The sequence below is a fragment of the Megasphaera massiliensis genome (assembly GCF_000455225.1).
Lineage (GTDB): Bacteria > Bacillota > Negativicutes > Veillonellales > Megasphaeraceae > Megasphaera > Megasphaera massiliensis.
The window spans coordinates 900,532-920,702 of record NZ_HF954537.1 but is presented as its reverse complement, the minus strand read 5'-3'; the positions used below and the strand labels follow the sequence as shown (position 1 = coordinate 920,702).

Here is a 20,171-nt window from a genome sequence, read left to right as displayed (position 1 = left end):
GACGGTTAAGCTCAATAAAGACCTCAACCTCGGCTCCACCGGCTCCGTCACCATGGGCAACACCGTAGTCAATAACGGCGGTGTCACCATTACGCCTGAAACCGGCAATCCGGTATCCTTGACGGGCACGGGTCTCAACAACGGCGGCAACCAGATCACTAATGTGGCCAGCGGCACGACTGGTGAGACTTATGATACAAGCGTAGCCGGTCAGGAAAACTACAACAACGCAGCCAATATCGGTGATTTGACCACCGCTATCAATGACGTTAAAGGTGCGGACAAGGGCGGCGGCTTCGGCTTAACTGCTGACGACGGCAAGTCTGTCAAACAAGACTTGGGCAGCACTATCACTGTAACTGGTGACACCAACATCGAAACGAAAGTTACCGATGATGGTAAGCTGCAGGTCGGCCTGAAAGACAATGTCGACCTCGGTCAGGATGGTTCTCTTACAGCTGGTAACACGACCATCGATAAAGATGGCGTTTCTACGGATAAGATTGCGATTAAAGATTCTGGTATCTCCATCGATAAAGATGGTATCAATGCTGGGAATAAGCAAATCAAGGACGTAGGCAGCGGTCTTGGTAATAACTATGACACGTCTGTAGAAGGTCAGGAAAACTACAACAACGGTGCCAATATTGGTGACGTTTACAACATTGCGAAAGGTCAAGCCGACGCAGTGAAAGCACAATCCGGTAAGAACATCACCGTAGATGCTGATAACAAGGTTAACCTGAATGATAACATTACTCTTGGTGACAATAGTGATGCATCCAAGCAGGTCAATATCGACGGCAACGGTGCCACCGTTACGGCCGGCAGCGGCGATAACCAGGTCAAACTGGACGGCTCTAAAGGCCAGATTTCTGCAGGCGGTGCCGTTCTGGGCAACCAAGCAAACACGGCAAACGACGGCAATCCGGCAACGGGCAACTACCTCACTGGGTTGGACAACACCACCTGGGATGGCACGAACATCCAGTCCGGCCGTGCAGCTACCGAAGATCAGCTGAAAGTCGTAGATGACAAGGTCAGCAAAGGCCGTGTCTTCCAAGGCGACGACGGCGCAGACAACAGCGTCACCGTTGGCCTCGGCGATACGCTGAAACTCAACGGCGGTGCCGATACGTCTAAACTGTCTAGCGGCAACATCGGTGTTGTAAGAAACAGCAGCGGTGATGGCCTCGACATCAAACTGTCTAAGGACTTGAAAGACCTCGACAGTGTCACAACGGGCAATACGACGATTAATAACAACGGTGTCACCATCAAGACCGTAGACAGCGATCGTACAATCACCATTCAGGACAGCAATGTCAACATGGGCAACAACGTCGTAAGCGGTGTTGCTGACGGAACCGTAGCTCCGGGCTCGACGGAAGCCGTCAATGGCGGCCAGCTGGCCCTGCGCGACCAGGCTATCAACAACCTGGGCGGAGAAGTCAATAAACTGGATAACCGCATCAACCGCGTCGGTGCCGGTGCAGCTGCTTTGGCAGCCCTCCATCCGCAGGACTTCGATCCTGATGATAAGTGGGATTTCGCCTTCGGCTATGGCCACTACCGCGGCGCTAACGCCGGTGCTTTCGGTGCCTTCTACAAACCGAACGAAGATACTACCTTCTCGGTCGGCGGCACTATCGGCGGCGGTGAAAACATGATTAACGCCGGTGTTTCCTTCAAGTTAGGCCAGGGCAACAACGTATCTAACTCTCGCGTTGGCATGGCTAAGGAAATCAAACACCTCCGTGATGACGTAGCGAAACTCGAAGACATCGTCAATCGTCAGAGTCAAATGATTAATCAGTTGACTGGCCAGAATCCTGGTACGATTGAGTCCAAAGGCAGCGAGCTCTTCCCGGATGTTCCGGCTAACCACTGGGCTTACGAATACGTTACTAAGCTTCATCAGCTCGGCATTATCGAAGGCTATCCGGATGGAAACTTCGATGGTAACCGCATGATGACGCGTTATGAATTCGCTGCGGTTGTCTATCGTGCCATCATGGCAGGCGCTGCCTCGAATGCAGCCCTCCAGGGCGACGATACGTTGGATCGCTTGGCCAACGAATTCTCTGCAGAACTCAAGTACATCCGCATCGATACGATCGCTAAGGATAAGGACGGGAAACCGACCATCCAGCGTGTCCGCATCGTTCCGGAAAACAAGCAAAACTAATCCTGTTTCTAAGGGTTTCTCTGGAGGATCTTCTGATTCTCATATAAAGTTGCGGCTGTCTTTTGGCAGCCGCAATTTTTTTGTATAAAGAGCGTATTCTCTTTTCGGCAAAACTGCTGTACGGATTGTCAGAAACCTAAAAAGAGCCCTGTAAGCTCTTCCGTCCCGATGTGGGGGAGGAGAGCTTACAGGGCTCTTTGGGTTATATAATGAGTTGATTTTCGTCATTCGAGCAGGGATGTATTTGTTGATTTAGTCGATGGAAATCAACTGATATTTGTCATTGCCCATCTTTAATTTTCGCATGGCCGTCAATTGGTGCAGGCCGTGGCGGGATTCGATTCGTTCTACCAAATCATGCTTATCTCTTTCCGGCTGATCATAGACCATGTCGACACTGGCCTGATCGATGGCCAAGATATCCGTCGAAGCCATCATGCCTAAATCGGGGATGACCGGTTTGGCTGCCGAGGTACCGGCGCAGTCACAGTCGACGGACATGGCGCGCAGGACGTTGAGGAAGACGATGTGTTTTCCGAAGTAGTCGCAAATGGCCTTGCCGCAGTCGGCCATGTTTTCCATAAAACCTTCTTCGAGAACCATATTGTCTGACCAGTCAGAACCGACGGGAGTCCGCGATTCATGGAAGGCGTGGACCTGGCGTTTTCCGACCTGACCGTCCGCGCAGCCGATGGCGATATTTTTCAGTGATCCGCCGTAGCCGCCCATGGCGTGGCCTTTGAAATGGGTCAGGACGATCATGGAGTCGTAATTAGTGATGTTGCGGCCTAAGGATACTTCCGAGAAATGGAGGCCCTTGCGGACGGGCATCATGACGTTGCCTTTTTCATCCATGATGTCGACGGGGCAGAAATTCCAGCCGTTGACTTCTAAGGTCCGGCGGTGTTTTTCTGTCGTGTCGCGGTCGCCGGGGTAGAGGGTATTCGTTTCGACGATATTACTGTCAGGCACCTGAGCTTGGAAGGCCTTGACCATGTCCCGCGGCAGGATGTACGGGCCGTGCTGTTCGCCCGTGTGGACTTTGATGGCCGTCTTGCCGTAAATGCCTTCATTGACCTTCTGATACAATTTAATCAAGTGTTCGGCGTCGATGTGCTTGGTGTAATAGACCTTGGCATAGGAGCCGGATTGACCGGACTGGGCCGTCGTTTCCTGACTGCCTACGACCGGTGCCTGGGCCATGGCAGGCAGAATGTTGGCTTTGCCTAAAGCAAGGCCGAGGGCCGCACTGCCGGCTAGTTTTAAAAAGCCGCGCCGCGTTATATTTTCCATAAGTACCTCCTGTGTGAATGATGGAACCGGCGTCAAAATTTGCGGCGATAAAGAGAAATAAGCTTTCCTGCAAAATGGTTGCAAAAATACTAGAACTTTCCTTCGTCGTATAATTTGATTTTCCAGTCTAAGTGGCTTAAGGCATCTTGGATGTCCTGCAAGTTGCTCTGTAGTTGGTTTCGTTCATTGACTAAAATTTGCCGCCGTTCCTTACGAGTGGCGTCGCCTTTCTCGAAAAGCTCCATATAGCGCGTCAGGCCAGAGATAGAAACGTTGGCTGCCCGCATGCACTTGATAAAGGCAATGCTTTTGCAGTTTTCTTCGCTGTAGTCGCGGATGCCGTTTTTATCGCGGGGCACATTGCGGATGAGCCCGATTTTTTCGTAGTAACGAAGCGTGTCCGGCGAAATATGTAATTGTTCACTTACATCTTTTATTTTCAAGGTAGTCCCTCCTTTTGATTTACATTATAGCTATTGGAGTCGTCTCTAAGTCAAGGCGAAAAAATAAAATATGATTAATTTTTACTGTGAATACCGTTTTTGATGGTGAAACCATGGTATGGTTAGATAGAAAATAGAGGCCTCATCTTTTTATTAATAAAGCTATATATTTTTTGACGAAGAGATTCATACGAATGCGGTCAATCCGAAGGGACGTGGTTATGATGAATTATATTTTCGCTATTTACCTAAGAGGTAAATAAAAATTGTTGATTAAACTTGATAACTATGGTAGAATAAAATTAACCTTATAGGTAAATGAGGTGAAACGTTGAAGGTCAGTTATAGAAACCGAAAAATAGAAAAAGTATGTACCAATGCTCAGGCTGCACGAAAAACATACGGGGATATAATGGCTAGAAAAATTCATCAACGGATTGATGAACTTAACACTGCTGATTCAGTGGAGATGATGGTTCAATATCGTATTGGGAGCTGTCATCTCTTAACGGGGGATAGAGAAAATCAGTATGCGCTGGATTTAGAACATCCCTATCGTTTAATATTTACCCAAATAGGTAGTGAAATACAAATTGCAGAAGTACAGGAAATTATAGATTATCATTAAGAATTTGGGAGGAGTGAGATTCATGTTGGAAAGCAAGAGCTATATTGCGACGCCGCCCGGTGCTACCATTAAAGAACTGCTTGAAGATCGAGGCATGACCCAAAAAGAATTTTCTAAACGGATGGGGATGTCCGAAAAACATACCAGCAAACTGATCAATGGAGAAGTGCATTTGACTCCGGATATGGCTGAAAAACTCGAGTTAGTATTAGGGGTACCGGCTGGTTTTTGGAATAATCTGGAAGCCATTTATCAGGAAAAATTAGTAAAAGTAAAACGGGAAAATGAATTGGAAGAAGAGAAAGAACTCGCCCAAAAATATCCCTACAACAAAATTGTGCAGTGGGGGATGGCTCCTCCTGCTCGTAAGTGGATAGAGAAAATTGTTAATTTATGTAAGTTCTTTGAAGTGAGCCGCTTAGAACTACTTCAAAATAGAGAACTTATGCCCATTGCTTGCAGAAAGCTGTCTGATACGGAAACGAGTACATATATTATGCGTACCTTGGCTCAATATGCCAAACTTAAAGCTCGGGACATGGAAACAGCGGTGTTTTCAGCAGATGCTTTGAGACAGAACTTAAGAAAAGTCAGAAACTTACTGGTACATCAGCCGGATGATGTCAGTGAAAGATTGACTGCACTTCTAAAGTCCTGTGGCATCGCCCTAGTGTACCTTCCTCAACTCAAGGGAGCGTTTTTACATGGTATTACCTTTTATGATCCTGGCGCCAATAAAGTGGTACTGGGAATTACTATGGATGGAAAATATGCGGATCAATTCTGTTTTAGCCTTTTTCATGAGATTTCGCATATTCTGGAAGGGCACATCTACCAAAAAGACGGTACGTCGGAAGAAGATGAAAAAAGGGCCGATAGAACAGCTGCTGACATCTTGATTCCTTCGGAGAAATTGAAAGCGTTTTACTTAGAGGCTGATTATTCGCTTCATTCTATCGAGGTTTTTGCGGATTCGATTCAAGTAAGTCCTGATATTATTATTGGCAGACTTCAGCATGATAAGAAAATTAAGCATAATCAATTGAATCAATATAGGCGCAAATATGAGGAAGTTGCGGGATAAATATAGATATAGAATTATATTTGTTAGATACGAGCGGCCCCGTAAGGTCAGATTTTTCGTCTGATCTTACGGGGCCGTTTACTCTATCAAGGATGAATTTGTGATACCTGCAAAGATTTCTTATGCGTCGTAGGTGAAGGTCAAATCTTTTTTGATGTCGGGATGGAGGCTGCGGCCGACGATGCACATGTCACGCGTTGAGGCTTCGATGGCGCTGCGCTGGCTTTCATCGAGGGATTTGGGCATATGGAAATGGACGCCGATGTGTTCGATCCGGAAGTCTTTCTCGTTGACGGACGTTTCCGTATCGGCATAGGTTCCGGTCAGGTCGCAGCCCAGCTGGCCGGCAACGGCTGCCATGATGGTGATGGCGCAGGAGGCGTAGGTATCAGCCAGTAATTCTACGGGGGAGTACGTTTCTTCGAGGCCGCCGTGACTCTTCGGACCGTCGGTGATGATAGTCTGTTTCTGTTTGGCGTCGTGCAATTCGTTTCTCAGGTTACCTTTGAATGTTACATGAGACATGGTAGTTCCTCCTTTTAGACGATACTTAAATTAATGTTATATATAGGGCGTTCTTGACGGATTGCCCTTTCCTTGATTATACCACAGATTTGAAGAGAACTTCCCGGATTTTACGGCTTCTTTTCATGGCAAATTTATGGGGAAAAGAGGAGTTTATGCGGTCTTTGTCTATTTTGATATTTATTTTGACTTTTTGACTATAAACGCTTGACAAAAGAATGGGGTCATGCTATCTTATATATAGTCTTAGAGGTCAAATAGTCAGAATGCTAAGAAAAGTCAAATGAGCAGAGGTGATATCGTTATGAACTTAGATGCACGCAAACAGAAGATACTGCAAGTCATCGTTCAGGACTATATCGCATCTGCCGAACCTGTCGGGTCGCGGACGATTGCCCGTAAGTATGATTTGGGCATAAGCCCGGCGACGATCCGCAACGAAATGTTCGATCTGGAAATGATGGGATATTTGGAACAGCCCCACACGTCGGCCGGCCGTGTCCCGTCCTTGAAAGGCTATCGGCTCTATGTCGACTGCCTCCTCAAGCCGACGAAGATTACGGAAGCGGAAAAGCAATTCGTCCAGTCCTGGTTTCAGGATAAGCTGAGCAGCGTCGATGAAATCTTTCAGTCGACGGCCAAGCTCTTGGCCCGGATTACACACAACGTCACCTTGATCATGGCGTCGGAGCGGCTTAACTCGAAGTTGAAGTACATCCGCTTTTTGCCCCTTGATGATAGGCGGGCTATCATGATCGTCGTCACCGACACGGGACAAGTTGAAAATTGTATTTACCCGAAACCCAGTGGGGCCAGCATGGACGATTTGAACATCATCGCCCAGAAGCTGACTAACTATTTGACCGGTACGGCCATGGACCGCATCGATGAAAAGGCTATCGAAACATTTCATGAAACCATCGTCGACGACGTCGAATTATATCGGTTGGCCTTCCGGGCCATGGAGCAGACTCGCCGCCAAGGTGAGCATTTCTACAAAGGCGGTACGACGGAACTGCTCAACAAACCGGAATTTAAGGACGTCGACAAGGCCAAGAGCCTCTTTACCATGCTGGAAGAACAGGACATCGTCGCCAACATCCTCCACGATGAAGGCGAAGGGCAGTCCGTTACCGTCCGCATCGGCGAGGAAACGAAGCTGTCGCCAATTAACGACTGCAGCATCATTGAAGCGACCTTCACCGATCACGATGTCGTTCTCGGCAAGCTGGCCGTCTTAGGGCCGGCACGAATGGAATATGCTAAAATCATCGGCCTGTTGGATTTCATGAAACAGCATATGACTCAGATGCTGTCCCATTACCAGGACGAGACGTAAGGAGGAGTACCGAACGAGATGAGTAACGAAGAGAAGAAAGATACTGTATTACAGGAAGAAGCGAATAAAGTGGCGGAAGACGCTGCCAAGGAAAAAGCCGAAGCCGTAGACGCGCAGGCGGCAGATGAGGGCTCTGAAACGACGGAACCGGATGCCAAAGAAGCTGCTGATAAGGCCGATGCGGAAAAAGCCGCGAAGTTTGAACAGCAGTTCGTTCGCCTGCAGGCTGATTTTGCCAACTATAAGAAGCGTACTGCTTCCGAAAAGCTTCAGATTTCGGAAGTCGTCAAAATGGATGTCCTCGGCCGGATCCTGCCGGTCATCGACAATTTTGAACGGGCCCTCAAGGCTCCGACAGATGCCGTTTCCGATGATGTACACTCCTTTATCGAAGGCTATGAAATGATTTACAAACAGCTGATGGCCGTCCTTGAAAAGGAAGGGGTCACCAAAATCGAAGCTGTCGGTAAACCTTTCGATCCTAACTACCATCAGGCTGTCATGCGTGTGCCCAGTGACGAATACGATGACGACATCGTCGTAGAGGTCCTCCAGGAAGGTTATCTCCTGGGCGAAAAGACCTTGCGTCCGGCCATGGTAAAAGTTGCATTTAACGGTTAATTATCGTTTAGTATAAGAATGGAGGAATCTTTTATGAGCAAAGTTATTGGTATTGACTTAGGTACGACAAACTCCGTAGTCGCTGTTATGGAAGGCGGCGAACCTACGGTCATCACGAATACGGAAGGTTCTCGTCTCACCCCGTCGGTTGTCGGTTTCTCGAAGACCGGCGAACGCCTCGTCGGCCAGTTGGCAAAACGCCAGGCCGTTTCTAACCCGGAAAACACCATTGCCTCGATTAAACGTCACATGGGTGAAAACTACACCGTTGACGTTCAGGGCAAAAATTATACGCCTCAGGAAATTTCGGCTATGGTCCTTCAGAAATTGAAGGAAGACGCTGAAAGCTACTTGGGCGAAAAAGTAACCCAGGCCGTTATCACCGTTCCGGCTTACTTCAACGACAGCCAGCGTCAGGCTACGAAAGACGCCGGCAAGATCGCCGGTCTCGACGTTCTCCGTATCGTCAACGAACCGACGGCAGCAGCTCTCGCTTACGGCCTCGATAAAGGCGGCGACGGCAAGATCCTCGTATTCGACCTCGGCGGCGGCACCTTCGACGTCTCGATCCTGGAACTGGGCGACGGCGTCTTTGAAGTAAAGGCTACCAACGGCAACACGAAACTCGGCGGCGACGACTTCGACAACAAGATTATGGACTGGATGGTTGACGAATTCAAGAAACAGACCGGCATCGACCTCTCTCAGGATAAGATGGCTGACCAGCGCTTGAAAGAAGCTGCTGAAAAAGCAAAAATCGAATTGTCGACGGTCCTTTCGACCAACATCAACCTGCCTTTCATCACGGCTGACGCTTCGGGCCCGAAACATCTCGACCTGACGTTGACCCGTGCTAAATTCAACGAACTGACGGAAGACCTCGTTCATGCTACGATGGAACCGACCAAGAAAGCTATTGCTGACTCCGGTCTCAGCATCGACGAAATCGACAAGATCATCCTCGTCGGCGGCTCCAGCCGTATCCCCGCCGTTCAGGACGCTATCAAATCGATCCTCGGCAAAGAACCGAGCAAGGGCGTAAACCCTGACGAATGCGTTGCTATCGGCGCTGCTATCCAGGCCGGTGTCCTCGTAGGCGACGTCAAAGACGTTCTCCTCCTCGACGTTACGCCATTGTCCCTCGGTATCGAAACCCTCGGTGGTGTCTTCACCAAGATCATCGACCGCAACACGACGATCCCGACGTCCGGCAGCCAGGTATTCTCGACGGCAGCCGATAACCAGCCGTCCGTTGACGTCCACGTCCTTCAGGGCGAACGCGAAATGGCAGCTGACAACAAGACCCTCGGCCGCTTTGAACTGACGGGCATTCCGGCAGCTCCCCGTGGAGTACCTCGTATCGAAGTTACCTTCAACATCGATGCCAACGGTATCGTAAACGTTTCGGCAAAAGACCTCGGAACGGGTAAGGAACAGAAGATCACCATCAAATCCTCTTCGGGCCTCGACAAGAGCGAAATCGACCGCATGGTCAAAGAAGCTGCGGCTCACGAAGCTGAAGATAAGAAGCGTAAAGAAGGCATCGAAGCTAAGAACAACGCCGACTCCCTCATTTATCAGGCTGAAAAGACCATCAAGGATATGGGCGACAAAGCCGACGCTGCTAAAGTTTCGGAAATCAAAGATAAAATCGCTGACTTGAAAGAAGCTGTAAAGAGCGACGACGTCGATAAGATCAAAGCTGCTTCGGAAGCTTTGACCAAACCGCTTTACGACTTGACCAGCGAAATGTATAAGAATGCTGACGCCGCTTCGCAGCAGGCACAGCCGGAAGGCAGCGCTCAGTCCGATGCCGGTGACAGCCAGAAGCAGGATGACAATGTAGTAGACGCCGATTACACCGTAGTCGACGACGATAAGAAGTAAGATAGATAAGAGGGGCTTCTCAGATGAGCAAAAGAGATTATTATGAAGTGCTCGGCGTTTCCAAAGACGCCAGCGATGCGGAAATAAAAAAAGCTTTTAAAAAGCTGGCCCTTAAGTATCATCCGGACCGCAACCCTGATGATCCGAAGGCAGCTGAAGAAAAGTTCAAAGAAATCAACGAAGCCTACAGCGTCTTGTCTAATTCGCAAAAACGCGCCCAGTACGACCAGTTCGGTCCGGCGGCATTCCAGAATGGGAATGCTGCCGGTTCCGGTGCCGGTTTTGGCCAGGGCGGCTTCGGAGGGTTTGGCGGCTTTGGCGGTTTCGGCCAGGGTGGTCAGGGCGGCTTCGGCGGCTTTGAAGATATCTTTGATTCTTTCTTTGGCGGTCAAGGCGGCCGGCAGTCGTCCAACGGGCCTCAGCGAGGCGCCGATCTGCGCTATGACGTAGACATCGCCTTGAAGCAGGCTGCTTTTGGGACGGAAATGGAAATTGAAGTTCCCAAGGAAGAAACGTGTGACCACTGTCACGGTGAAGGTGCCGAACCGGGCAGTAAGGTCGATACCTGCCCTGACTGTCACGGTACAGGCCAGCAGCGTGTCGTCCAGAACACGCCTTTTGGCCAGATGGTCAATGTCCGTACTTGCAGCCGCTGCGGCGGTTCGGGCAAGATTATCCATGACAAATGCAAGAAATGTCATGGCTCGGGAACCGTAAAAGTTCGCAAGAAACTGAAAATCAAGATTCCTGCCGGTGTCGATGACGGTGCACGCCTGCGCGTTGCCGGTGAAGGCGAACCGGGTACCCGCGGTGGCGGTCACGGCGATTTGTACGTCTACATCTTCGTTCGCCGCGATCCGAAGTTTGCCCGTGAAGGAAGCGATATTCTGTCAGAAGAAACGATTTCCTTTGCCCAGGCAGCCTTAGGGACCAAGATTCCTGTCGAAACCTTGGATGGAAAGATTGAGTTGAACATTCCGGCCGGTACACAAACCGGTACCTTGTTCCGCATTCGCGGCAAGGGCATTCCGGTCCTCGGTGCCAAGAATCGCCGCGGCGATCACCACGTCCGGGTCACCGTTTCCATTCCTAAGAAATTGAATGACAAACAGCAGGAACTCCTGCGTGAATTCGCCTATGCCGGCGGTGAAACGTGGGTGGGGGAGCCAAAGTCGGCTGAAAAAAAGGCCGATGACAGTGCTGTGAGCAATACCAAAAAAGATACTAAGAAAAACAAGAAAAGTGTTTGGAACAAGTTGAAAGACGATCTGTTTCAGAGCTTGAGAAAAGTATGGGGCGACTTCTGTTGGAGTTGGGCCCGATTAAAAGAAGATCTGTAAAGATGAAGGGAGCATAGACGATGCAATGGAATGAAGTCGATTTGCTCGTTTCCCCAGTGGCCACCGATTTGGTGGCCCTTCTTGTTTATGAATGCGGCAGCAACGGCTCGGTCATCGACGATGAGCAGCCGGACGCGGAGGGCCGCGTTCGCATTACAGCGTATTTTCCGCTGACACAAGAAGGCTTGGTGGAAACGATTCGAGAAAAAATGAATGCCCTTGAAAGCCGCGGCGCCGACCTCGGCAACTGGCAGGTCATTGAAAAAAATGTCAACGACGAAGATTGGCTCTTTGCCTGGCAGGATCATTTCCATCCCAAGAAGATTTCCCGCCATTTCTGGGCGGAACCGGCTTGGGAAAAAGCATCGCCGGAACCGGGAGAAGACGTCCTTACCATCGATCCGGGCCTTGCTTTTGGCAGCGGCTTTCACGACACGACCTGTCTCTGTGTCCAATACCTGGAAGAGGCAGTGCGGCCGGGCGATGTCGTTTTTGACATCGGCACGGGCACGGGAATCTTAGCCATTGCTGCGGCAAAGCTGGGCGCCGCTCACGTAGCAGCTGTCGATTTTGACAGCGCCGCCGTCGCTCAGGCTCGGGTCAATGCGGCCCTCAACGGCGTTGAAGACCGGATGGCCATCGCCAACAGCGACCTTTTGACGGCTATTCCCAAGGGGCAACAGGCTGATGTTATCGTGGCCAATCTGGTGACCAACGCCGTATTGGCTCTCTTACCGGCAGTAGGGCCATACTTAAAAGACGGCGGTACGCTCATCGTCAGCGGCATCATCGACGACCGCATCGATGACGTAAGGCAGGCGGCTGAAGAAGCCGGATTTAATTGGGCTGATGAACAGCTCCGAAGCGGCTGGTATGCCGTGACATTGACGAGGTGAGATCATGCGTAAGATTTTCACGGATTTTCCCATTTGTGGGACCTTTGAATTATCGGCCGACGACGCCCGTCACGTCGTCCTCGTCCTGCGCCACACCGTAGGCGACACCATTCCCGTCACCGATGTGACCGGTACGACCTATGAATGCTTCATTACTCGCATCGAAGGTCATTCGGCTTATTTGACGCCGGCCAAAAAGTTGTCCGAGCCGGCGGCGTCGTCAGGGGCGGTCACGTTGGCAGCCGGTATCTTAAAAGGCGACAAGTTCGACTGGGTCATCCAAAAGGCGACGGAGCTCGGCGCCAGCCGAATCGTTCCTGTACAAATGGAATATTGTGTAGTAAAATTAGATGATAAACGGCAGAAGTCCCGCCTTGAACGGTGGCAGCGCCTGGCCCTGGAAGGGGCTAAGCAATGCGGCCGCGACGACGTGCCCGAAGTGGCACCGGTCATGAATTTTACGGACTTTGTCGACGCTTATGCCGATACGCGCTGCATCCTTCCCTATGAACGGGAAACGGCGCCGCTGGCCGAAGCCTGCCGCGACGTGCGGACCGGTGATGTCGTCATTGCCATCGGTCCTGAAGGCGGTTATGCCGAAAAGGAAATCGCCTACGCTGAACAGCACTTTGCCTGGTGCCGCACGGTCTCTCTCGGACCGCGGATCCTGCGGGCTGAAACGGCGTCGTTGGCGGCCTTATCTATCATTATGTACGAAAGAGGATTCAAGTAATGCCAACTATTGCTTTTGCGACCCTGGGCTGTCGTGTCAACCAATACGATACGGACAGCATACGGGGCTTATTTCTTCAGTCTGGCTTTGAAGAAGCTGATTTTAACGGCCCTGCCGACGTCTATATCATCAATACCTGTTCGGTCACCCAAGTCGGTGAAAAGAAGTCACGTCAACTCATTCGGCGGACCAAGAAGCGCAACGAAGCGGCTAAGGTCATCGTCACCGGCTGCTACGCCCAGCTTGACCCGGAGTTGCTTTCGTCCATGCCCGAAGTCGATGCCGTCGTCGGGACGAACGAACGAAAACGCATCGTCTCTATCGTCGGTGATTTACTCGCTAATGGTCGTGATGAAGCTTTTACAGCCGTCCATGACGTGCGCCGGCATGATGAGTTTGAGGAAATTCCCCTCTATCCGTCGGCCGTCGAGCATACGCGGGCAGACCTGAAAATCCAGGAAGGGTGCAATAATTTCTGTGCCTACTGCATCATTCCCTATACGCGAGGTGTTTTGAAGTCCCGCCGTCCCGATGCCGTCATTGCCGAAGCGAAACGCCTCGTCGCTGCCGGCTTTAAGGAAATCGTCCTGACCGGCATCCATCTCGGCGCCTATGGTCGTGATCTCGACGATCATCCGTCGCTGGCTCACATCCTCGACCGGCTGGTCAAAGAAACGGATGTGTCCCGTATCCGCATGGGTTCTATTGAATCGCTGGAAATCGACGACGAGATGATTGCCGTCATGAACAGCTCGGATCGAATTTGCCGTCATCTGCATCTGCCGCTTCAGGCGGGGTCCGATGCCGTGTTGAAGGCTATGAACCGCCATTATACCGTTGCCGAATATGAAGCCTTGATTGCTCGTCTGCGCAGCCGCATCGACGGCCTGACCGTTTCAACGGATCTGATCTTAGGCTTTCCCGGTGAGACCGAGGCCCTTTTTGAAGAGACGATGGAGACCTTGAAACGCCTTAATTTTTCCCATATTCACGCTTTTCCTTATTCGCCGCGTAAAGGGACGCCGGCAGCGACCATGAGCGGTCAAATCGATACGGCTGAAAAGAAACGCCGCGTCGAATTGGTCAATGAATTGTCGGCCCGTCAAAAAGCGGCGCTCCTCGAATCTCTCGTCGGGACCAAGGCGTCGGTTCTCATCGAAACTCAGGAAGGGACTGAAGGGGAAGGCTTTACGGGAAACTATGAACGCGTCGCCGTGAAGGGACTGCCGGAAGGCTCACAGCGGACGGTCGTTTCCGTAGCCCTTGTCGGAACGGATGGCAAGAAGCTCTTGGCCGAGGCCCTTTGAGGAAAGGCTCGTAAGCCTGATTTGCCGTATCCAGAAGGAGGAATTTATTATGGAAGACTGCATTTTCTGCAAGATCATCGCCGGGGATATCCCCAGCACTAAGGTTTGGGAAGACGACAATTTCTTCGCCTTCAAGGACATCAATCCTGTTGCACCGGTACACGTTTTGGTCATTCCCAAAAAACACGTTCAGAGCATTGCTGCCCTGACGCCGGATGATGCCGATATAGCCGGCAAGATGCTCTATGCGATCCAGAAAGTCGCTCAGGTCATGAACCTCGATAAGGACGGCTTCCGCGTCGTATTCAATACGGGAGAAAAAGCCGGTCAGACCGTTCATCATATGCACGCCCATATCTTAGGCGGCAAGGAAATGGCATGGCCCGGCGTATGAGTGAGCGTCGGCCGCAAAGAAGGGCGCAGAAGGCTGTTCGGATTTCCTTGGCCTCGATTACTCGTATTATCGCCATCGTACTCCTCATCGGCCTGGTCATCTTTTTAGCCATTCATAAAATCTAATGATTCTTTCATGAAAAAAGACCCGTGAGGGTCTTTTTTTTACGCCCCTTTAATCCGTGACGGTTATAATGGAAGGAATAACCACGTGAAAGGGGAAGGTATCATGGAAACAAAGCTTTTAGGCTATTATGGAGAACAGGCGGCCCTGGCTTATATACGGCATCAGACGGATTATCGCATCCGCTGCTGCAACTACCGCAATCGCATGGGTGAAATCGATATTATTGCCGACCATGGACGGACCCTTGTTTTTATCGAAGTCAAGACGCGAAGATCCGAGCGTTACGGCAGGCCTTGTGAGGCCGTCGAATGGCGGAAGCGGCAGAAAATCACGTCCGTCGCCTCGGGCTATCTGAAACAGTTCCGACTATGGGATAAGCCCTGTCGCTTTGACGTCATCGAAGTCTGGCCGGGAGTCGACGATCAGCCTGTCATCCGTCACGTCGTCCATGCCTTTTTGGCGGAAAGGCGGTGACTTCATGTTTGCACGTATTTCAGGGGCGGCGACCTTGGGCCTCGGCGGCCACGTCATCGCCGTCGAAACGGATATATCCAACGGCTTGCCGTCTTTTGATTTGGTAGGTTTGGCCTCGACGTCGGTCAAAGAAGCCAAGGAGCGGGTACGAGCGGCCATCAAGAACAGCGGCTATGAGTTCCCCATGCGCCGCCTGACGGTCAACTTGGCACCGGCCGATTTGAAGAAGGATACGTCCGGCCTCGATTTGGGACTGGCTGTGGCTATCTTGGCCTCGAGCGGCCAGATTCCGTTGGAAGCCTGCACGGACTGCCTCTTTTTAGGAGAATTGGCTCTCGATGGAGAGATACGGCCCATAAACGGCGTCCTGCCCATGGTTATCGAAGGGGCTGCTCAAGGCGTGAAGTCCGTTTTTGTGAGTCCGAAAAATGGCGCCGAAGCTCTCCTTTGTCCGTCCGTTACGGTCTATACGGCCGAGTCCTTGTCCTGTGTTGCCGGTCATTTGAAGGGCGAGGCGCCTTTAAAGCCCGTTACGGCTCAAGAACGGTTGTCCGATATCCTCGATTACGACCTCGATTTTTCCGAAGTACAAGGACAGGTCGAAGCCAAACGGGCCCTTGAAATCGCGGCCGCCGGTGGTCACAATATTTTAATGATCGGTCCGCCCGGAAGCGGTAAGACTATGCTGGCCAAACGGATTCCAACGATTTTGCCGCCCTTGGGGAAGAAGGAAGCCTTAGAGGTGACGAAAATCTACAGTGTCGCCGGACTCCTTCGCGAAGGGCAGCTCATGCAAAGGCGTCCCTTTAGAAGTCCTCACCATACCATCTCCCGGGCCGGACTTGTCGGCGGCGGAACGATTCCTCATCCCGGCGAAGTGACCCTCAGTCATCATGGCGTCCTCTTTCTCGACGAATTGCCGGAGTTTCCCCGGTCGGTACTGGAAGTATTGCGTCAGCCCCTGGAAGACGGCATCGTCCACATCGCCAGAGTCAATGCTGCCTTATCCTATCCTTCACGGTTCGTCCTGGTGGCGGCCATGAATCCCTGTCCCTGTGGCCGCTATGGATTTGACGACGATTGTACTTGTTCTGAAAACAACCGCCATCGCTATACCCATAAGATTTCAGGTCCCTTGCTGGACCGTATCGATCTCCACGTTCGCGTAGCCCGGCCGGCTTACGGTGATCTGGTAGCGAGCAGTGGAGCCGAGACGTCGGCGACGATACGGGACCGGGTCCTTCTGGCTCGGGAGCGGCAAGCGGCACGGCTGTCGCCTTATGACTGTTATTGCAATGCCCATATGGGGCACCGAAAAATCAAGGAGACGTGTTGCTTGAGCCCGCCGGCTCGCGATATGCTGAAAGAGGCTTTTGACCTTCTTCGCCTCAGCGCTCGCAGCTACGACCGGCTCATCAAGGTGGCCCAGACTATTGCTGACCTGTCCGGCGCCGAGGAGATTGAAGAACATCATGTAGCCGAAGCCATCAGCTACCGCAATAAACTGTAACGGAGGTGACGCTGTGCGTGGCATCACGGAAGAAACGATGTATGCAGCGGCCCTGCAATCCCTTCCCGGTCTCGGCAGTCGGCGCTTGAAGACGATCCTCGACCGTTATCGTTCGGCTAAAGCTGCCTGGAATGCGCCGTGGGACGACGAGCTGCGGCGTCGGCTTCGATTTTCGTCAGCTTCTTTTGGTAAACTTATTGAAGAACGTAACGTTTTTGATTGGGACGGGTTTTCCCGCAAAATTTCTTTTTATGGCGTCCGGCCCATTGCCTTGTGGGACGACGACTATCCCTGCTGGCTGCCCTTCATTGCCCAGCCGCCGTTGGTCCTCTTTTGTCAGGGAACGCTGGCAGCCGATCGGTATACCTTGGCCATGGTCGGTTCTCGAAAGGCCAGCCCCTACGGGCTGAACGCTGCTGAAACCTTGGCCATGAGTCTGGCTGAACGGGGGATCACCTTGGTCAGCGGAGGGGCCCGGGGCATCGATACGCGGATTCATACGGGAGCTTTGAAAGGGAAGGGGCGAACGATTGTCGTCGTGGCCAACGGCCTCGATCGGACCTATCCGCGGGAAAATAAGCGGCTATTTCGAGAGGTTGTTGAAAATGGCGGGGCCATCCTTTCGGAATATACCTTCGGGACCGAGCCGCGGGCCCAGCATTTTCCCGCCCGCAATCGGATTATCGCCGGCATGGCGGCGGCCACCGTCGTCATCGAAGCGGCCCTTGGCAGCGGATCCCTCATTACGGCCGACTTTGCCTTAGAGGAAGGGCGTGATGTCTTTGCCATGCCCGGCAGTATTTTTGCCGAGACCAGTAAGGGGACGAATCGCCTGCTGCAGATGGGGGCCATGGCTCTTACCGATACGGAGGATATTTTACAGGTCTTTCAAAATCGAGGATGGCTCATTCCGACGGCTGCTGGGGCCGGAGAAGCGGTCGACCTCGATGAGACGGAAAAACAAGTGTTAGCGGCCCTATCGATGGAGCGGGCCATTCCGGCTGAAGACTTGCTGCCGGCGACGGGATTGCCTCTTCCCAAACTGCTGCATACACTCCTTCGGCTGCAGCTCAAAAAAGCCGTCGAGGAACTCCCCGGCGGCTATATTCGCTGTGCTGCGGCAAATCTTCAATTATAGGTGCGAAATGTAGTGTCGCGTCTTATCGACGGAGACGACATCGATCCAGCCGAAGGGGCGCAGGACGTGACAGACATAGAAGAGGGTATTGTAGTCGTGAATGAGCTCTTTCACCCCCTTCAGGGTTCGCTTACTGCCTTCGACGGAGGTATAGCCCGTCATGGCGGCATCGATGAGGGCATGATCGGACCAGTTTTCACGGAAACAGCTGTGAACGAAGAGAAAGAGATCGAGGACGGCGGCCGGCGCATGGATAAATTTCTTTTCGTTTTCCCAGTCAAGGAGGGTAATGGCATCCCTTTCCCGGTCATAGGCGATATCCCGCAAGGCCGGGCGGCCGTGGTGCAGTCCGGCGACGTGGAGTCGGGCCAGGCTTTCTCCGGCTTTGGTAAAGGCTTTGAGACGGACGTCGGCATAGGCTTCTTCTTTGGCGACGCCTTGAAGGGTTCTGCCGACATTTTCCATGACGAAAAAATCTTCGTCGAGAAGGACGATTTTCGGAGCCAAGGGCAGGCGGGAATTGACAGTCATGATTTTATAGGCTTCACACCAAAAAGCGGCCGACGGATTCTGTTTGGCAAAGGCGTTGCGGCCATTACTCATGCGGCGTTTGATAAAGTAGTTCATTCCATCGAAAGAAAGGGGGAGAACCCGTTTATCCGGGTTTTCGGCGATTACTTCCTGAACCTTTTTGAAGAGAGACGGATTGAACAAGAGAGTCACACCTTTCTATTTAGTTCTATTAGTAAGACATGGTTTCAATATTTACCCGATTCATACATGGGGTATGAGTTGATTATAGCAAATTTGGGCTGTAAAAGAAATGGAATCCTCTTTAAAATATCAGTAAAATACAGGGTTTGAGCATTCTAAAAGATACTTCGATATGGGCGGAGTATCTTTTTTTATGGTTGTTTAGACCAAAAAGTTATAATGAAACTGATAAACGATATTGACATGTGAAGAAATACACTTTATAATAAAAGCAGATTTTGGTATAGATTATTAAAAAGGGAGATGTGTCGTATGTTTCAGAATACGGATTTTTGGATTGGCTTAGGTATTGGTGTCGTCGCAGGGGTTTTCGGCTACAAATTAATGTCCGAACGTGAACAGCAGCTCTTGGCTATGCAGCAGCCGGCAGCCGGCGCTTTGACGGCGTCCGTTCCCCTCGCTGAATTGCAGCGCCAGAAGGAAGAATTAGAAGACATGATTGCAGCTCAGGAAGCCGCACAGGCAAAATAATTACAGACTGTCAAAAGAAGACTGTTGCCTTTCGGTAACGGTCTTTTTTAAAGGGTAAAAAGATAGAAAGGGCTGCGTTTATGTTTATTCCGACGTCGAAATGGGACTTCATCATCCGTTCTGTCTCAATCTCGTCTTACTTACCGGGCCGCATTCGCCTGCACAGTAAGAAACTCATCGGCAATGCTGAATTGGGCCGCAAGGTATACGCCTATATTGCCAGCTATAAAGAAATCGATAACGTCGATATCAACGTCCTTACGGGTTCGGTACTGATTACCTATCGGCCGCAGGTCCTGCGGACAAACCGAGAACTCGTTCGGGTAGAAAACTATATCATGACCCATGCTGAAAGGAGAAGGTGATTATGTCATACGCCTCAGGTTTTATGGTGGGCACGTCGATCGGAAAGGCCGTTTACGACTTGTTCCATAATAAGAAAAAGGGAGGCAGCGCCTTTGCCGGTGCGCCTTCGATGCAAGGAGGAAAGGCAGCTGATGTGCCGCGGTTTGCCTGCGTTTCCGCACTCCCGGGCCGTCGTCGCTATCGGGCTGCGTCCCTTGTCGGCAATGCAGGGTTGGCCGAATTCATGGAAAAGAAAATCGGTGTCATGACCGGTATCAGTTCCATCGAGGTCAACACCGTTACGGGCAGTATTTTGGTCTATGCAGTAAGTGAAGCTGCCCTGGATCTTTTGGAAGATTTCTTCCGTTCCCGCCTCTTTCCCAGCGCCGTTGAAGGGATTATCAATGCCGTCTATGATGCCGACCGCAAAGGATCGGGCCGGGCGGATGAAACGGCGTACCTCAAGGTAGCTCGAGCGACGGGGGATTTCTTCAATAAGGTCATTCGCCGAAAAACGAAGCATCTTCTCGATTTGACGACCTTAGCGGCCTTGTTCCTGGTTATCCGCGGACTTCGCAAAACAGTATTCATGGGCGATCGTCCATCCGGGCCGCAGATGCTGTGGTGGGCCCTTTCGCTCTTGAGGAGGGAATAA

General features: G+C 51.4%; 22 protein-coding genes. 18 read left to right on the top strand and 4 right to left on the bottom strand.

The window, feature by feature from the left end; genetic code table 11:
- A partial coding sequence (locus TX77_RS07695; RefSeq protein ID WP_049917328.1) for a YadA C-terminal domain-containing protein occupies positions 1-2,188 on the top strand: 2,188 nt, incomplete at its 5' end.
- Between the two features lie 252 nt (positions 2,189-2,440).
- Here the strand turns inward: TX77_RS07695 and TX77_RS07690 are convergent.
- Positions 2,441-3,481, bottom strand: coding sequence for a DUF362 domain-containing protein (locus TX77_RS07690; protein ID WP_044504180.1), 1,041 nt, complete (start codon positions 3,479-3,481; stop codon positions 2,441-2,443).
- A gap of 89 nt (positions 3,482-3,570) precedes the next feature.
- Positions 3,571-3,924, bottom strand: coding sequence for a MerR family transcriptional regulator (locus TX77_RS07685; protein ID WP_044504179.1), 354 nt, complete (start codon positions 3,922-3,924; stop codon positions 3,571-3,573).
- A gap of 331 nt (positions 3,925-4,255) precedes the next feature.
- Between TX77_RS07685 and TX77_RS07680 the strand changes: the two genes are divergently transcribed.
- Positions 4,256-4,552 (top strand): type II toxin-antitoxin system RelE/ParE family toxin, encoded by a 297-nt coding sequence (locus tag TX77_RS07680; RefSeq protein WP_044504178.1) that lies wholly within the window; start codon positions 4,256-4,258, stop codon positions 4,550-4,552.
- A 22-nt stretch (positions 4,553-4,574) separates the two neighbouring features.
- Positions 4,575-5,636, top strand: a complete 1,062-nt coding sequence (locus tag TX77_RS07675; protein WP_044504177.1) for a helix-turn-helix domain-containing protein — start codon at positions 4,575-4,577, stop codon at positions 5,634-5,636.
- Between the two features lie 120 nt (positions 5,637-5,756).
- Here the strand turns inward: TX77_RS07675 and TX77_RS07670 are convergent, their stop codons facing one another.
- Positions 5,757-6,161, bottom strand: a complete 405-nt coding sequence (locus TX77_RS07670; protein ID WP_044504176.1) for an OsmC family protein — start codon at positions 6,159-6,161, stop codon at positions 5,757-5,759.
- A gap of 304 nt (positions 6,162-6,465) precedes the next feature.
- Between TX77_RS07670 and hrcA the strand changes: the two genes are divergently transcribed.
- The 12 genes from hrcA to dprA all read left to right on the top strand — a co-directional run bounded on the left by hrcA (position 6,466) and on the right by dprA (position 17,926).
- Positions 6,466-7,500: a heat-inducible transcriptional repressor HrcA gene (hrcA, locus tag TX77_RS07665; protein ID WP_044504175.1), complete on the top strand. Its 1,035-nt coding sequence runs from the start codon at positions 6,466-6,468 to the stop codon at positions 7,498-7,500.
- An 18-nt stretch (positions 7,501-7,518) separates the two neighbouring features.
- Entirely contained in the window at positions 7,519-8,121 is a 603-nt protein-coding gene (gene grpE, locus TX77_RS07660) for a nucleotide exchange factor GrpE (RefSeq protein ID WP_044504174.1), read from the top strand.
- A 33-nt stretch (positions 8,122-8,154) separates the two neighbouring features.
- Positions 8,155-10,008, top strand: coding sequence for a molecular chaperone DnaK (gene dnaK, locus TX77_RS07655; protein WP_044504173.1), 1,854 nt, complete (start codon positions 8,155-8,157; stop codon positions 10,006-10,008).
- Between the two features lie 23 nt (positions 10,009-10,031).
- Entirely contained in the window at positions 10,032-11,348 is a 1,317-nt protein-coding gene (gene dnaJ, locus TX77_RS07650; RefSeq protein WP_230198084.1) for a molecular chaperone DnaJ, read from the top strand.
- 20 nt (positions 11,349-11,368) lie between these two features.
- Complete coding sequence (gene prmA / locus TX77_RS07645) at positions 11,369-12,244, top strand: 50S ribosomal protein L11 methyltransferase (RefSeq protein WP_044504172.1); 876 nt, start codon at positions 11,369-11,371, stop codon at positions 12,242-12,244.
- A gap of 4 nt (positions 12,245-12,248) precedes the next feature.
- The gene (locus TX77_RS07640) at positions 12,249-12,977 is read left to right on the top strand and encodes a 16S rRNA (uracil(1498)-N(3))-methyltransferase (protein ID WP_044504171.1); all 729 of its coding nucleotides are present in this window, start codon (positions 12,249-12,251) and stop codon (positions 12,975-12,977) included.
- Positions 12,977-14,284: a tRNA (N(6)-L-threonylcarbamoyladenosine(37)-C(2))-methylthiotransferase MtaB gene (gene mtaB / locus TX77_RS07635; RefSeq protein WP_044504170.1), complete on the top strand. Its 1,308-nt coding sequence runs from the start codon at positions 12,977-12,979 to the stop codon at positions 14,282-14,284. The genes TX77_RS07640 and mtaB overlap by 1 nt, the downstream gene beginning before the upstream one ends.
- Positions 14,285-14,333: 49 nt before the next feature.
- The gene (locus tag TX77_RS07630; protein WP_044504169.1) at positions 14,334-14,678 is read left to right on the top strand and encodes a histidine triad nucleotide-binding protein; all 345 of its coding nucleotides are present in this window, start codon (positions 14,334-14,336) and stop codon (positions 14,676-14,678) included.
- A complete protein-coding gene (locus tag TX77_RS14250) occupies positions 14,675-14,803 on the top strand; it encodes a hypothetical protein (RefSeq protein WP_268257936.1) in 129 nt (42 codons plus the stop codon). Before TX77_RS07630 ends, TX77_RS14250 begins: the two co-directional genes overlap by 4 nt.
- 103 nt (positions 14,804-14,906) lie before the next feature.
- The gene (locus TX77_RS07625) at positions 14,907-15,278 is read left to right on the top strand and encodes a YraN family protein (RefSeq protein WP_044504168.1); all 372 of its coding nucleotides are present in this window, start codon (positions 14,907-14,909) and stop codon (positions 15,276-15,278) included.
- Between the two features lie 4 nt (positions 15,279-15,282).
- Positions 15,283-16,788: a YifB family Mg chelatase-like AAA ATPase gene (locus TX77_RS07620; RefSeq protein WP_044504167.1), complete on the top strand. Its 1,506-nt coding sequence runs from the start codon at positions 15,283-15,285 to the stop codon at positions 16,786-16,788.
- 13 nt (positions 16,789-16,801) lie between these two features.
- Complete coding sequence (dprA, locus tag TX77_RS07615; protein ID WP_230198083.1) at positions 16,802-17,926, top strand: DNA-processing protein DprA; 1,125 nt, start codon at positions 16,802-16,804, stop codon at positions 17,924-17,926.
- Here the strand turns inward: dprA and TX77_RS07610 are convergent.
- Positions 17,921-18,649, bottom strand: a complete 729-nt coding sequence (locus TX77_RS07610) for a BUD32 family EKC/KEOPS complex subunit (RefSeq protein ID WP_230198082.1) — start codon at positions 18,647-18,649, stop codon at positions 17,921-17,923. The two genes, dprA and TX77_RS07610, sit on opposite strands and share 6 nt — an antisense overlap.
- A 303-nt stretch (positions 18,650-18,952) precedes the next feature.
- Between TX77_RS07610 and TX77_RS07605 the strand changes: the two genes are divergently transcribed.
- From TX77_RS07605 to TX77_RS07595, 3 genes are all read left to right on the top strand, one after another.
- Positions 18,953-19,171, top strand: coding sequence for a hypothetical protein (locus tag TX77_RS07605; RefSeq protein WP_044504165.1), 219 nt, complete (start codon positions 18,953-18,955; stop codon positions 19,169-19,171).
- 80 nt (positions 19,172-19,251) lie between these two features.
- The gene (locus tag TX77_RS07600; protein WP_044504164.1) at positions 19,252-19,536 is read left to right on the top strand and encodes an HMA2 domain-containing protein; all 285 of its coding nucleotides are present in this window, start codon (positions 19,252-19,254) and stop codon (positions 19,534-19,536) included.
- A gap of 2 nt (positions 19,537-19,538) precedes the next feature.
- Positions 19,539-20,171 (top strand): HMA2 domain-containing protein, encoded by a 633-nt coding sequence (locus TX77_RS07595; protein WP_044504163.1) that lies wholly within the window; start codon positions 19,539-19,541, stop codon positions 20,169-20,171.

What these genes read in the sequence shown, in the direction of transcription:
- hrcA (WP_044504175.1), top strand. Translation starts at nt 6,466, where the DNA reads ATGAACTTAGATGCACGCAAACAGAAGATACTGCAAGTCATCGTTCAG.
- TX77_RS07620 (WP_044504167.1), top strand. Translation starts at nt 15,283, where the DNA reads ATGTTTGCACGTATTTCAGGGGCGGCGACCTTGGGCCTCGGCGGCCAC.
- TX77_RS14250 (WP_268257936.1), top strand. Translation starts at nt 14,675, where the DNA reads ATGAGTGAGCGTCGGCCGCAAAGAAGGGCGCAGAAGGCTGTTCGGATT.
- dnaK (WP_044504173.1), top strand. Translation starts at nt 8,155, where the DNA reads ATGAGCAAAGTTATTGGTATTGACTTAGGTACGACAAACTCCGTAGTC.
- TX77_RS07600 (WP_044504164.1), top strand. Translation starts at nt 19,252, where the DNA reads ATGTTTATTCCGACGTCGAAATGGGACTTCATCATCCGTTCTGTCTCA.
- TX77_RS07630 (WP_044504169.1), top strand. Translation starts at nt 14,334, where the DNA reads ATGGAAGACTGCATTTTCTGCAAGATCATCGCCGGGGATATCCCCAGC.
- TX77_RS07605 (WP_044504165.1), top strand. Translation starts at nt 18,953, where the DNA reads ATGTTTCAGAATACGGATTTTTGGATTGGCTTAGGTATTGGTGTCGTC.
- mtaB (WP_044504170.1), top strand. Translation starts at nt 12,977, where the DNA reads ATGCCAACTATTGCTTTTGCGACCCTGGGCTGTCGTGTCAACCAATAC.
- TX77_RS07670 (WP_044504176.1), bottom strand. Translation starts at nt 6,161, where the DNA reads ATGTCTCATGTAACATTCAAAGGTAACCTGAGAAACGAATTGCACGAC.
- TX77_RS07640 (WP_044504171.1), top strand. Translation starts at nt 12,249, where the DNA reads ATGCGTAAGATTTTCACGGATTTTCCCATTTGTGGGACCTTTGAATTA.
- prmA (WP_044504172.1), top strand. Translation starts at nt 11,369, where the DNA reads ATGCAATGGAATGAAGTCGATTTGCTCGTTTCCCCAGTGGCCACCGAT.
- dnaJ (WP_230198084.1), top strand. Translation starts at nt 10,032, where the DNA reads ATGAGCAAAAGAGATTATTATGAAGTGCTCGGCGTTTCCAAAGACGCC.
- grpE (WP_044504174.1), top strand. Translation starts at nt 7,519, where the DNA reads ATGAGTAACGAAGAGAAGAAAGATACTGTATTACAGGAAGAAGCGAAT.
- TX77_RS07625 (WP_044504168.1), top strand. Translation starts at nt 14,907, where the DNA reads ATGGAAACAAAGCTTTTAGGCTATTATGGAGAACAGGCGGCCCTGGCT.
- TX77_RS07675 (WP_044504177.1), top strand. Translation starts at nt 4,575, where the DNA reads ATGTTGGAAAGCAAGAGCTATATTGCGACGCCGCCCGGTGCTACCATT.
- TX77_RS07595 (WP_044504163.1), top strand. Translation starts at nt 19,539, where the DNA reads ATGTCATACGCCTCAGGTTTTATGGTGGGCACGTCGATCGGAAAGGCC.
- TX77_RS07690 (WP_044504180.1), bottom strand. Translation starts at nt 3,481, where the DNA reads ATGGAAAATATAACGCGGCGCGGCTTTTTAAAACTAGCCGGCAGTGCG.